Annotated in this window: 13 protein-coding genes; 2 read left to right on the forward strand and 11 right to left on the reverse strand. The window is 65.2% G+C overall.

What is annotated here, in order from left to right; genetic code table 11:
* Positions 1-221: 221 nt before the first annotated feature.
* The 11 genes from KPL81_RS17080 to KPL81_RS17130 form a co-directional block, all read right to left on the reverse strand.
* Positions 222-977, reverse strand: a complete 756-nt coding sequence (locus KPL81_RS17080; RefSeq protein WP_240549355.1) for a FadR/GntR family transcriptional regulator — start codon at positions 975-977, stop codon at positions 222-224.
* A 45-nt stretch (positions 978-1,022) separates the two neighbouring features.
* Positions 1,023-1,820, reverse strand: a complete 798-nt coding sequence (locus KPL81_RS17085; RefSeq protein WP_219793212.1) for an NAD-dependent epimerase/dehydratase family protein — start codon at positions 1,818-1,820, stop codon at positions 1,023-1,025.
* A gap of 29 nt (positions 1,821-1,849) precedes the next feature.
* The gene (locus KPL81_RS17090) at positions 1,850-2,722 is read right to left on the reverse strand and encodes an amidohydrolase family protein (RefSeq protein ID WP_240549356.1); all 873 of its coding nucleotides are present in this window, start codon (positions 2,720-2,722) and stop codon (positions 1,850-1,852) included.
* Entirely contained in the window at positions 2,719-3,855 is a 1,137-nt protein-coding gene (locus tag KPL81_RS17095) for a mandelate racemase/muconate lactonizing enzyme family protein (RefSeq protein ID WP_219793213.1), read from the reverse strand. Before KPL81_RS17095 ends, KPL81_RS17090 begins: the two co-directional genes overlap by 4 nt.
* Before the next feature lie 34 nt (positions 3,856-3,889).
* A complete protein-coding gene (locus KPL81_RS17100) occupies positions 3,890-5,170 on the reverse strand; it encodes a TRAP transporter large permease (RefSeq protein WP_209475161.1) in 1,281 nt (426 codons plus the stop codon).
* 1 nt (position 5,171) lies between these two features.
* Positions 5,172-5,705 carry a TRAP transporter small permease gene (locus KPL81_RS17105; protein ID WP_219793214.1) on the reverse strand — a complete coding sequence of 178 codons (534 nt, stop codon included), beginning with the start codon at positions 5,703-5,705 and terminating at the stop codon, positions 5,172-5,174.
* Positions 5,706-5,763: 58 nt separating this feature from the next.
* Positions 5,764-6,756, reverse strand: a complete 993-nt coding sequence (locus KPL81_RS17110) for a TRAP transporter substrate-binding protein (protein ID WP_219793215.1) — start codon at positions 6,754-6,756, stop codon at positions 5,764-5,766.
* A 48-nt stretch (positions 6,757-6,804) separates the two neighbouring features.
* Positions 6,805-7,722 carry a 5-dehydro-4-deoxyglucarate dehydratase gene (gene kdgD / locus KPL81_RS17115; RefSeq protein ID WP_219793216.1) on the reverse strand — a complete coding sequence of 306 codons (918 nt, stop codon included), beginning with the start codon at positions 7,720-7,722 and terminating at the stop codon, positions 6,805-6,807.
* Positions 7,723-7,860: 138 nt separating this feature from the next.
* On the reverse strand, positions 7,861-8,616 hold the full coding sequence (locus tag KPL81_RS17120; protein WP_219793217.1) for a 16S rRNA (uracil(1498)-N(3))-methyltransferase: 756 nt from the start codon (positions 8,614-8,616) through the stop codon (positions 7,861-7,863).
* 11 nt (positions 8,617-8,627) lie between these two features.
* Complete coding sequence (gene secB, locus KPL81_RS17125; RefSeq protein ID WP_209475152.1) at positions 8,628-9,155, reverse strand: protein-export chaperone SecB; 528 nt, start codon at positions 9,153-9,155, stop codon at positions 8,628-8,630.
* 40 nt (positions 9,156-9,195) lie between these two features.
* A complete protein-coding gene (locus KPL81_RS17130) occupies positions 9,196-9,618 on the reverse strand; it encodes a rhodanese-like domain-containing protein (protein WP_219793218.1) in 423 nt (140 codons plus the stop codon).
* Positions 9,619-9,937: 319 nt separating this feature from the next.
* On the opposite strand from KPL81_RS17130, the gene gpmI reads away from it, so the two are divergent.
* Both gpmI and KPL81_RS17140 read left to right on the forward strand, forming a co-directional pair.
* Entirely contained in the window at positions 9,938-11,506 is a 1,569-nt protein-coding gene (gene gpmI, locus KPL81_RS17135) for a 2,3-bisphosphoglycerate-independent phosphoglycerate mutase (RefSeq protein ID WP_209475148.1), read from the forward strand.
* 25 nt (positions 11,507-11,531) lie between these two features.
* Positions 11,532-12,695, forward strand: a complete 1,164-nt coding sequence (locus KPL81_RS17140; RefSeq protein ID WP_219793219.1) for a murein hydrolase activator EnvC family protein — start codon at positions 11,532-11,534, stop codon at positions 12,693-12,695.
* Positions 12,696-12,700: the final 5 nt, after the last annotated feature.

Here is a 12,700-nt window from a genome sequence, read left to right on the forward strand (position 1 = left end):
CTTCTCGGCGAGTTCGCAGGCGCGCTCGACCTCGGCGGTCGTGCCGCCGCCATAGGTGGACGCGAGGGTCTCGCCGGTGGCGGGATTGACGGCGTTGATGGGCTGGGAACTGCCGCTGACGGCCTCGCGGCCGATCAGCATCTTGCCTTCCAGGGACATGTTGGGCTCCTGTCTTTCGGTATCGCATGGCCAGGAGAGCCGTCGGCCAGGCTTCCTGGTACTTAGGCTTCCTGGTACTTGGCATACATGGTTCGGGCGCGGTGGAGATGCTGGTACATCATTTCTCGCGCCGCTTGGGGGTCGCGGGCCAGGATTGCCTCGAGAATATAGGTGTGCTCTTCCTCGACCCGAGCGAGGTATTTGTCGGTAGCCGCGGTGTTGATCTCGATGCTCATCAGCTTGGCGCGGGGAATCACGCTCTGGCTGAGCTGCTCGTAGAACACCTTGAAGAAGGGATTCTTGGTGGCGGCGGCAATGGCATAGTGGAATTCATAGTCCTCCTCACGAGCCTGTGATTTCGCCGCACGCGCCTCGATGAAGGCCCGGTGTTTGTCTTGCAGGATGCGACGATCCTCGTCGTCGTGCCGCTCGGCGGCCAGCGCCGCCGCTGCCGGTTCGAGATTGAGGCGCAGCTCGAGCACATGCAGGATGTCCTCGACGGTGGTCGGGCTGATGCGTTTCGCCGGCATCGCCTCGACGCTGGTCGAGCGCAGCACGGTGGTACCGACGCCGCGGCGGGTCTCGACCAACCCCAGCGACTTGAGATGCGTGATGGCCTCGCGGATCACCGTGCGGCTGACGCCGAAGGCCTCGCACAGCCCGTTCTCGGTGGGTAGCTTCTCACCCACGCCGATCCCTCCGTTGACGATCAGCGCCTCGAGCTGGTCGGCGACATGCAGGGAGAGGCTGCCTTCGCGTGAAAGCTTCTGGACTTTCAGTTGCTTGAAGTCGGCCGTGATATCGGATTTACCTGCCATATCGCCATCCATCGATCATGGTTCGTGGTAAGGGTAGGCTGCCCCTCAATCGTCGGGGTGCCCGGACGTGGCAAAGGGCCCACCTTGGTAGATGACCGCCGGATCCGTGGAGTCGAGATTCGCATCGAGCGCTTCCATCTCCTCGCGCCAGGGCTCCGAGCTGTCCTTCGGCACCCAGCCGAGGAAGGCGGCCTTGCCGTTGTCCCACCAGCGTTCGGCATTGTTCGAGAATCCGTAGACCACGGTATGGGCCAACCGGGGCGTGACGAGGGCCCGCTCCACCAGGCTGACGAAATCCTCGGCGCTGAGCCAGATCGCCAGCTTGCGCGTATCGGTCGGCTTGGGGTGGCACCAGCCGATGCGCACGCTGAGCGTCTCGATGCCGAACTTGTCATGGTACAGGCATGCCAGGTCCTCACCGAAACACTTGGTCACGCCGTAGAGCGAGTCGGGTCGATGCGGCACGTCGGTGTCGATCCGCTGCGTGCGCTCGTAATAGCCGGTGGTGTGGTTGGAACTGGCGAAGATCACCCGCGGCTTGCCGTGCCGACGCACCGCCTCGTAGAGGTTGTAGGTGCCGACGATGTTGGCCTGCAGCAGGCTCGCCCAGGGTTTCTCCACCGATACGCCACCCAGATGGATGATTGCGTCGCAGCCTTGGACCAGCTCGCCCACCGCCTCGGCGTCGGCGAGATCGCACGGCATGAGCTCTTCGTGGCTGGCCGCTTCGCCGAGATCGGCGATGTCCGACAGCCGCACCGTGCGCGCCAGCTTCGCCAGATGGGGCCGGATAATGCGACCCATGCCGCCGGCGGCTCCCGTTACCAACAGACGATCAATCATGCATTTTCCTCCTTCACGTAAATAATGGTTCAGAAGCCGTACAGGGCGGCGGGATTGTCGACCAGGATCCGGCGACGAGCCTCGGGCCCGGCCCAGCCGAGCAAGACGTCGAGCTGTTCGGCATCGTCGGGATAGTGCTCGCGCGGCACCCCGACATGCGGCCAGTTCGAGCCCCAGATCACGCGCTCGGGGGCATGGGCGATGACGCGCCAGGCGATGGCGCCCACGTCCTCGTAGCGCGGTCCGCCAGTCTCGCTGGTCTCATAGCCGCCACACAGCTTGAACCAGGCGTTACCGCGATCGAGCAGCCGCAGGATGGCGTCGACGCGGCGATCGTCCGCTGGCACAGGCGGCATGAACTTGCCGATATGGTCGATGATGTAGTCGCCCTCGAGGCGCCGCAGGCCGTCGAGGTAGTCGTCCAGATGCCGTCCGTTGAACTGCACCATCAGGTGCCAGCCCAGCGGACGTACCAGCCGCTCGACCGCATGCATGTCGGCGTGGGTCACGGCACCGCCAGGCAGGTTCATGATCCGGGCCCCGCGAACGCCCAGGGCATGCCATTCGCGCAGCGTGGCCTCGGCGGTGCCGGGGGCCACTGCCGCCACCCCGCGTGCCGTGTCGCTGCCCAGCTGTCCGAGGGCTTCGAGCAGCGCACCGTTGTCGAGCTGGTAGGCATTGGACTGGGTGACCACCACCCGCTCCAGCCCCAGGCGCGCCTGCACCCGGCGGTAGTTTTCCACCGTTGCCAGCTCGGCGATGCCGGGCCCGCCGGGCTGGGCCGCGAAGCCCGGCAGGTAGAGGTGCATATGGCAGTCGGTGGCCCCGGGCGGCGCGGCCAGCCGCGGCGGTGGGCCGTCCAGCAGTCGGGTATTGTCGGGTATCGCTGTCACGTCCTTCATGCCTCCTGCAGGGCGAAACGGGCGAGCGCCTCGCGGTCGATCTCGATGCCGAGCCCGGGCCCGTGAGGTATCGTCACCACGCCGCGGTCATGCTCGATGGGGGTTTTCACCACCGCCTGACGGAAGGGGTTCTCGGTGCGGTCGAACTCGAGAATCGGCTCGATCGGATCGCGCCGCGGCGGATTGGGCAGCAGCGCCGCCATGAACTGCAGGCTGGCGGCCAGGCACACCGCCGTACCCCATACGTGCGGCACCAGGCGCACACCGTGCAGCGCCGCCATGTCAGCCACCCGGCGGATCTCGGTGAATCCGCCGACGCCGCAGATGTCGGGCTGGACGATGTCCACGGCGCGGGTGGCAAGCGGCTCCTGCATGGCATAGCGGCCATGCCAGGTTTCACCACCGGCCACCGGAATCGGCTGGTCGGCACGCACCGCCCGATAGGCCGACACGTGCTCGGGCAGCACCGGCTCCTCGAACCAGTCGATGCCGAACTTTGCCGCCCGCCGGCCCACCTCGACGGCTTCCAGATAGTCGTAGCCGTGGTTGGCATCGATCATCAGGCGCATGTCGGGGCCGATCGACTCGCGCACCGCCTCGATGACGCGCAGGTCCTCCTCGACGTCGAAGCCGATCTTGATCTTGACCGCGTGAAAGCCTTCGCGACGGTAGCCCGCCACCTCGCGGGCGATGTCCTCCACGCGATCCACGCCTTCCCGGCGGAAGGAACCGGTGGCGTAGGCCCTTACGCTGTCACGGAAACACCCGCCCAGCAGGGTCGAGATCGGCACCCCGAAGCGCTTGCCCTTGATGTCCCACAGGGCGATGTCGATGCCGCTCAGGGCGGTGACGGTCAGGCCGCGCTGGCCCTGGTCGCGCAGTCGGTTGTAAAGCTCCAGCCAGATCTTCTCGGTCTGCAGCGGGTCCTGGCCGATCAGCGCGGCGCTATAGGCCTTGACCACCGCGGCGTTGGGCTGGGCAGGCCCCAGGCACTCCCCCCAGCCAATGGTGCCGTCGTCGCAGACGATCTCGACCAGGCAGTGCTGGCGCCGGGCGAAGTGCATCGAGGCGCTCTCGAAGGTGGTATCGAGCACGTGGTCGAGAATATGGGTATGTACGGCTGCAATTTTCATCATCGAGTCCGTTACGGTTCGGTCGAAAGTGTACTCAGCGGAACAGCGCCGGCAGCGACAGCGAGACGGCCGGCACGTAGGTCACCAGCATCAGGGCGACGAACAGGGCCAGGTAGAACGGCCAGATGGTGCGCACGGCCTGTTCGATCTTGATCTTGCCGATCACGCAGCCGACGAACAGGCAGGCTCCCACCGGCGGCGTGCACAGGCCTAGCCCCAGGTTCATCATCATGATGATGCCGAACTGGATCGGATCCATGCCGAACTGCATGGCCACCGGCAGGAAGATCGGTGTGCAGATCAGGATCAGCGCCGCCATGTCCATGATCATGCCGAGCACCAGCAGCAGCAGGTTGAGCAGCAGGAATATGACGATGGGCTTGTCGGAGAGCGCCAGCAGCATGTCGGTCAGCAGCATCGGCACGTTGTAGAGCGCCAGCAGGTAGGAGAACGCCGAGGCGCAGCCGACCAGGATCATCACCAGCGCGGTGGTCTTCACCGACTGCATCACTGCCGCCTTGAACGAGGCCCAGCGCAGTTCGCGGTAGACCAGCGCCGTGACCACGATGGCGTAGATGGCACCGAAGGCCCCGGATTCGGTCACGGTGAGAATGCCCGACAGCACCCCGCCGACGATGATGACCGCCGTGAGCAGGCCCGGCAGGGCCGCGGCCAGGCTGATGATGAGTACGTCCCACCCCGGAAAAGTCTCGCCCTGGTAGCCGCGCTTCACCGCCACCAGATAGGCGGCCACGGCCAGCGTCAGGCACATCAGGATGCCCGGCACGATGCCGGCGATGAACAGCTGGGTGACCGAAATGCCGCCGCCGGCCGCCACGGCATAGAGAATCATGTTGTGGCTCGGCGGGATCACCACCCCGGCGACCGATGAGGTCACCGTGACGTTGACGGCATAGTCGGCATCGTAGCCCTTCTCCTTCATCACCGGCACCAGGATCGAGCCGAGCGCCGACGTATCGGCCACGGCGGAGCCCGAGATTCCGCCGAACAGCATCGAGGAGCTGACATTGACGATGCCCAGGCCGCCACGCATCTTGCCCACTGCAGCGGATGCCAGGCGCACCAGGCGGGTGGAAATGCCGCCATGCAGCATCAGTTCGCCGGCGAAGATGAAGAACGGAATGGCCAGCAGCGAAAAGACCGAAATCCCCGACAGGATGCGCTGGAACGCCACGAACAGCGGCAGCCCCTCGTAGAGGAAGGCCGCTACCGCGGCGAGCCCAACGGCGAAGGCCACGGGCGCTCCTGCCAGCAAGCCGAGAAAGAAGAGTCCGAACAGAATGGCAAGGCCCATGTCAGTTGCCCTCCTTATCGTCATTGGCAAAGAGCCGGGACACGATATTGGCCATGGAGAACAGAACGATAAGCACGCCGCAGATCACCAGGGGCGCGGCGCGCCAGCTCTCGGAGAGCCCGATCATCGGTATCGCCCGCTCGAGGTTGGTCATCACCAGCCCCCACCCCTGGTAGGTCATGAAAGCGCCGAAAGCGACCACGAAGAGATCGGCGACATAGCGGAAGATCGTTCTGAAGGGCTCGGGCATGCCTTCGCGGACGAAGTCGATGCTCAAGTGGGTGTTGCCCCTGACGCCTGCCGCCGCTCCCAGGCAGGTGATGTAGACCACCAGCACGAGCGATGCCTGCTCTACCCAGGTCGGGGTGTTGTTGAGCACATAGCGACCAAAGACCAGCCAGCCAAAGATGGCGATCAGGAAGACCAGCATGACGCCCGCCGCCACCAGACAGGCGTTGGCCAGGCCATCCAGTATCTTGCTGGTGATTTTGTGCAGGCGGGGGAGCGTCACGGCAGCCTCGACATAGCTTCTCATGGCATTAGCCTCCTGCCCCCTTGGTGCACCTGGCACCAAGGGGGCATCGCAGCGAGACTCAGTTCGAGTTCCGGATGGCGTCGATCAGGCCTTCGAGGTCAGGGTTCTCTTCGATGAAAGCCGCGTAGACGGGCTCCATCTTCTCCTGGAAGGCTGCCTTGTCCTCCACCTCGTTGATCTCGATACCGGCATCCCTCACGATCTGTTGGCTTGCCTGGGAGCCTTCTACCCACAACTGGCGCTGCAACTCGGAGGCCTTGATCGCCTCCTCGCGCACGATCTCCTGATCCTCCGGGGAAAGCGCCTCCCAGCTCGCCCTGGCGATGCACAGGCACTCGGGAATGATCAGGTGTTCGGTAAGGGAATAGTAGTCGACGGCTTCGTAATGGTTACTGGACTCGAACGAGGGGTAGTTGTTCTCCGCACCGTCGAGCACGCCGGTCTTGAGTGCCTGATAGACCTCGCCGTAGGCCATCGGGGTGGCATTGCCGCCAAGCGCCTCGATCATGTCGACGTAGAGGTCGTTGTTCATGACCCGAATCTTCAGCCCCTGCACGTCATCGGGGGTTAGGATGGGACGTTCGGTGTTGTAGAGGCTACGGGCGCCGGAGTCGAACCAGGAGAGCGCGATCAGGTTCTTTTCCGCCAAGGCGTCGGCGAACTGCTGGCCGACCTCACCGTCCATCACCTCGTGCATATGATCGATGCTGCTGAAGATGAAGGGCAACGAGAGCACGTTGGTCTCCTTCACGATGGGGCCCATCGGTCCCATGTTGAAGTTGGCGAAATCCAGCGCGCCGTTACGGGTCTGCTCGATGGCATCGGGCTGATCGCCAAGCACGCCGTTGTTGTAGACCTGTACTTCGAGGCGCCCCTCGGTGCGCTCGGTGACGTTCTCGGCGAAGGCTTCCAGCGCTTCGGTATTGGGATATCCCGGCGGGTGGATGTTCCAGCCGCGCCAACTGTCGGCCTGGGCCGGCAGCGCCATGGTCACCAGGGTGGCGGAAGCGGCAATGGCATAGAACGTCTTGGTTGTTGAGGTTGTTTTCATGACGTGCTCCTCGCTTTTTTCCAAGGTATGAGCTTGCGTGGGTGAGGTTTACAACTGCTGAGCGATGCCGACGAGTTTTTCCAGCTGACTGCGCTCCTCCGAAGTGGGCATGACCAAAGGTGCCCTGACACTACCGGCCGGAAGGCCGATGATTTCTGCGCCCGCCTTTATCAGGCTGACGGCATAACCTGGCTTACGATCCCTGAGATCGACGAAGGGAATGAAGAAATCTTGAGTAATGCGCTTAACGACCTCGGCATTTCCCGCTCGCAGTTCCCGATAGAACTTGACGGCCATGTCCGGCACGAAGTTGAACACTGCGGATGAGTAGGTATTCACCCCGATGGCGAGATAGGCCTCGGCGAAAATCTCCGCAGTGGGCACGCCGCCCACGTAGACCAGCCGGTCGCCGATGGTCTTGATGATTCTGTTCAGCGCCTGGATGTCGCCCTTGCCATCCTTCAAGCCGATCAGGTTGGGACAGCTGTCGGCGAGGCGCCGGACCGCATCGACATCGAGCACACCGTTGCCGCGGTTGTAATAGATGATGTTGAGATCGGTCCAGTCGCAAATCTCGCGCGCATACTCGACGAGTCCGTCCTGGGGACATTCCGTCAGGTAGGGCGGCATCAGCAGGATGCCGTCGGCCCCCGCTTCTTCGGCTGCCTTGGCGAAGGCCTTGCCGCTGGCGACGCTCAGGCCCGCGCTGGCGATGACCGGCAGCCTGCCAGCGACGGTTTCCACGGCCACACGAACCACATCGCGGTACTCGTCGAGCGAGAGGTTGAAGAACTCCCCCGTGCCGCCGGCGACGAAAACGGCCGAGATTTCATGGCTGATGAACCACTCCAGACGACGACGGTAACTGTCCGCATCGAATCGCCCCTCCTTATCGAAATCGGTAATGGGGAAAGACAGCAATCCATCGCCCAAGGCTTCCATCACGGCTGCTCTGGAAAACTTCACGGAGACATCCTCTTGTTCATGCATCGGCCCGTTGGAAGGCAACTTCGGTCCGGTGGGGTCCTTAGTTGTCATACATCATACAAGTTAATCAGGAGAACGACCGTGCGCAAGCCAGTCATCGGCAATAGCGACTAAAGTTCAATCCGCTTCGTGGGGAAGAGATCCATCCAGGTCGCCGAAGCGATACTGCAGCAGTGACAACGCCACCACTGGCGCGGTTTCGGTACGCAGGATGCGCGGGCCGAGGGAGAGCGGGGAAAAATCGCTGGCCATGGCGGCCTCGATTTCGCTGGTGGAAAGGCCGCCTTCGGGACCGATCAGCAGGGCCACTGAGGCAGGTGTGTCGTTACGCACGAGCGCGCCTGCGGTACCCGGGTGCAGCACCAGGCGCAGCGGCTCGCTGCGCTGGCCCAGCCACTCAGCCAGAGGCAAGGGAGGGTGTACGGTGGGTACCACGGCGCGGCCGCACTGTTCGCAGGCGCTGGCGGCGACCGCCTGCCAATGGTCGAGCTTCTTCGCCTCGCGCTCCCCCTTGAGACGCACGTCACCGTGCTCGGTGTAGAGCGGGGTGATGGCGGCGACGCCCAGCTCGACGGCCTTCTGGACGGCGTAGTCCATGCGATCGCCCTTGGAGATGGCCTGGCCCAGGTGCACCGGCAGGGGCGATTCACCGCGGCCCGGCGCGACGGCCTCGATGCGTGCCACGACCTTCTTGCGGCCGGCCTCGACGAGTACCGCTCGGGCCTCCAGGCCGGCGCCGTCGAACAATCGCACCGGCGCGCCCTCGCCCAGGCGCAGCACCCGAGCCACGTGGCGGGCGGGCCCTTCGGGCAGAACGACATCGCCGCCGACGATGAAGTCGGCGGCGACGTGGATGCGCGGCCCCGTGGACACGTATTGTGCCCTTACTGGGTGGTCTGCTCGCCCTGTTGCTGGGCCTGCTCGGCCTCGCGCTTCTTCTTCTGGGCGTAGATCGCCTCGAAGTTGACCGGCGCCAGCATCAGGGGCGGGAAGCCGCCGCGGTTGACCAGGTTGTCGACGCACTCGCGGGCGTAGGGGAACAGCACGTTGGGGCAGAAGGCGCCCAGGGTGTGCTCAAGCTGCGCGCCCTCGATGCCGCTGATGCGAAACAGGCCGGCCTGTTCGATCTCGGCCAGGAAGGAAGTGGTGCCCTCCTCGCTGTGGCGCACCTGGGCGGTGACCTTGATCGTCACCTCGTAGAGGTCCTCCCCCACCTTGCTGCTGCTGGTGTTCAGGTCCAGGCCGACCTTGGGCTTGAACGGCTGCTGGAAGACCGCCGGCGAGTTCGGCGCCTCGAAGGAGATGTCCTTGACGTAGATGCGCTGCACGGCGAACTGCAGCTGCTGCCGGTTCTGCTGGTCGGCAGCGGCCTGGTTGCCGCCGGCGGCGTTCTGGCTGTTCTCTTCGGCCATGGGAAAGGTTCCTTTTGCGTGCTTGCGTCTTGTGTATTGGCTATTTCTTGACCACCGGCAGACCGTCGGCCTGCCACTGCATCATGCCGCCCTTGAGCTTGTAGACCCGCGAGAAGCCGGCCTTGGCCAGTTTGGCCACGGTGATACCGGAGGCTTGGCCGCTCTTGCAGACCACGATAACCGGCTTGTCCTTGACCTTCTCAAGCTCGCCGACGCGCTCGTCGATGCGGCTTTGGGGAATATTGCGCGCGCCGGCGATATGGCCGGCCTTGAAATCGCCCGCCTCGCGGGTATCCACGATCACCGCATCTTCGCGGTTGATCAGCTGGGTCGCCTGGCTGGACGATACGCCGCTGGAGGCGCTGTTGCGGGCCTCGTAGGCGATCCAGGCGGTCAGCACCAGGAGGAAGGCACCCACCAGGAGCGGGTGATTCTGCACGAATTCGAACAGCTGATCGATCATGGATCCGGCACACTCTTGTTGCGAAATAGCGAGGACAACGATCGGGCAGGACACCCGAAAGGCGAGAGTATACACCATGCGGTCGCTTCCGCGGCATGACCCGCCGGCCATGCGCCGGGACCATGACGCTCGCCCGACCGTGCGTTATGATGCCGCAAGCCGATTCAAGTCGCGACCCCCGTCGTCCAGGCGCCTGTCCCGCGCGGCCCGAAATCGATGCCGGTGCTCGCTCCCGCGACATCGCCAGCCAGGCAGGGCGCGGACAGCCTCCCGGACGGCCAAACGTCGCGCCCACCACGTTCAAGAGGCCCGCGCTCCCATGACGACTCAGACCGTCCCTCGCCCCGTTGCCCTGATCATCCTCGATGGCTATGGCCACAACCCCGACCCTACCGATAATGCCGTGGCCGCCGCACGCACGCCCAACATGGACCGGCTGTGGCAGGAGCGTCCCCATGCGCTGCTGCATACCGACGGCAAGTACGTCGGCCTGCCCGAGGGGCAAATGGGCAATTCCGAAGTCGGCCACATGAACCTGGGGGCGGGCCGCGTGGTGTATCAGGAGCTCACCCGTATCTCCAAGGCGATCGAGGATGGCGACCTCGACACCATCGCCGAGCTGACCGATGCCATCGACGCCGCCGTGAGCGCGGGCCGTGCCGTACATCTGTTCGGCCTGCTGTCGCCGGGCGGCGTGCACAGCCACGAGGACCACATCCTGGCCATGGCCGAGCTGGCCGCCCGGCGCGGCGCCCAGCGCATCTACGTACACGGTTTCCTCGACGGGCGAGACACCGCGCCGCGTAGCGCCCTGGCCTCCCTCGAGCGCACCAACGCCCGCCTCGCAGAGCTGGTCGGCGCCGACAACGGCTGCGTCGCCTCGATCATCGGCCGCTACTTCGCCATGGATCGCGACAACCGCTGGGACCGCGTCGAGAAGGCCTACCGGCTGCTCACCGAAGGCGTCGGCGAGTTCGAGGCCAGCAGTGCCGAAGAGGGCCTGCGCGCCGCCTACGAGCGCGGCGAGAACGACGAATTCGTCAGCGCCACCGTGGTACGCAACGGCGAGGGGCCGGCGACCATCGGCGACGGCGACGCTGCCATCTTCATGAACTTCCGCGCCGACCGTGCTCGTGAGCTGACCCGCGCCTTTGTCGAGGAGGGTTTCAGCGGCTTCGAGCGCCGCGTACGTCCGGCGCTCGCCGGAGGCAGCCTGGTCACCCTGACCCAGTACGCCGCCGACATCCCCGCCCCGGCCGCCTTCCCGCCCGCCGACCTGAACGACACCTTGGGCGAAGTCATGGAGCAACGCGGCCTGACCCAGCTGCGTATCGCCGAGACCGAGAAGTACGCTCACGTGACCTTCTTCTTCTCGGGTGGCCGCGAGGCCGAGTTCGAGGGTGAGACCCGCGTGCTGGTGCCCTCGCCCCAAGACGTCAAGACCTACGACGAGAAGCCCGAGATGAGTGCCGTGGAGGTGACCGACCGCCTGGTGGAGGCGATCGACTCGGGCCATTACGATCTGATCGTGTGCAACTATGCCAACGGCGACATGGTCGGACATAGCGGCGACTTCGACGCCGCGGTCAAGGCCATCGAGGCGGTAGACGCCTGCGTCGGCCGCGTGGTAGAGGCGATCCAGCGTGCCGGGGGCGCCTGCCTGATCACCGCCGATCATGGCAACGCCGAGCAGATGGTCAACCCCGACACCGGCGTGGCCCAGACCGCCCACACCACCTTCGAGGTGCCGCTGATCTACGTTGGCCCTCGCTCGGTGAAGCTGCTCGACGATGGCCGCCTGTGCGACATCGCGCCGACCCTGCTGACCATGATGGAGCAGCCGATTCCCGAGGAAATGACCGGCCGGGTGCTGATAGAACCGGCTTGACCAGCGCTTGCGAGCCCATGCAACCATGAGTCGGACCCGGTGGCGACACCCACTGAGAGCCCTGTTGGTGACTCTCGCCATGCTGCCGGGGCTGATCGGAGCCAGTGCGCAGGCCCAGCCCAGCGAGCGGGAGGCCCGCGAGCGACTCGATGCCATCGGCAGCGAGATCCAGGCGCTCAATCATCGTCTTGGCCAGACGCGGCAGGCCCAGGACGAGGCCTCCCGAGCGCTGCGTGAGGTCGAGACCGCCCTGGCCGAAACCCACCGCCGGCTGGACGCTATCCAGGCCGATCGTCGCCGCCTGGCCGATGAGATGGCTGCCCTCGACGCCGCCCGCGACGCGCTGCAGGCTGAACGGGCCGAACAGGTCGAGGCGCTCAACGTGCAACTGGATGCGCTCTATCGCCTGGGCCTCACCCCGCAGCTCAAGCTGCTGCTCAATCAGGACGACCCGGCCCGGCTCGATCGGCTGCAGACCTATCTCAACCACCTGGCCCGCGCCCGTAACGCGCGGCTCGACGAGATCGCCCGCCTCGACGCCGAGCTGGCCGAGAATCGCCGCGAGCAGCGGCACCGCGGCGAGCGGCTGGACGGTCTGGCCGAGGAACTCGGCGAGCGCAGCAGCGAGCTGGCTGAGCGTATGGCCGAGCGCGAGCGCCTGGTGGCGGAGCTGGACGCACGCTACAGCGACGAGCAGTCGCGGCTGGCGCGTCTCGATCAGGACCGCAGCGAAGCGGAACGGGTTCTCGAGCGGGTACGCGAGGAACTAGCCCGGCTGGAGCGCCCACCGCCCTCCACCGCCATCGAACGCACCCGGGGCGACCTGCCCTGGCCGGTTCAGGGCAATGTCACCGCGGGTTACCAGCGCGGCGACGGCGTGCACTACAACGGCATGCTGATCGAGGCCCGTGCGGGAACCCCCGTCGAGGCAGTACACGCCGGGCGAGTGGTGTTTTCCGACTGGATGCGTGGTTTCGGCAACCTGTTGATCATCGACCATGGCGACAACATCATGACCCTCTATGCCCATTTGCAGCATTTCGGCGTCGAGGTCGGCCAGGCCGTCTCGCGCGGTGAGGTCATCGCCATGGTCGGCAACAGCGGCGGTCACGGCACGCCGGCACTCTACTTCGAAGTTCGCCGCAACGGCGACCCCATCGACCCTCAGGCATGGATCGCACGAAGATGACAAGA

The sequence above is a fragment of the Billgrantia antri genome, assembly GCF_019430905.1.
Taxonomy (GTDB): Bacteria; Pseudomonadota; Gammaproteobacteria; order Pseudomonadales; family Halomonadaceae; genus Halomonas; species Halomonas antri.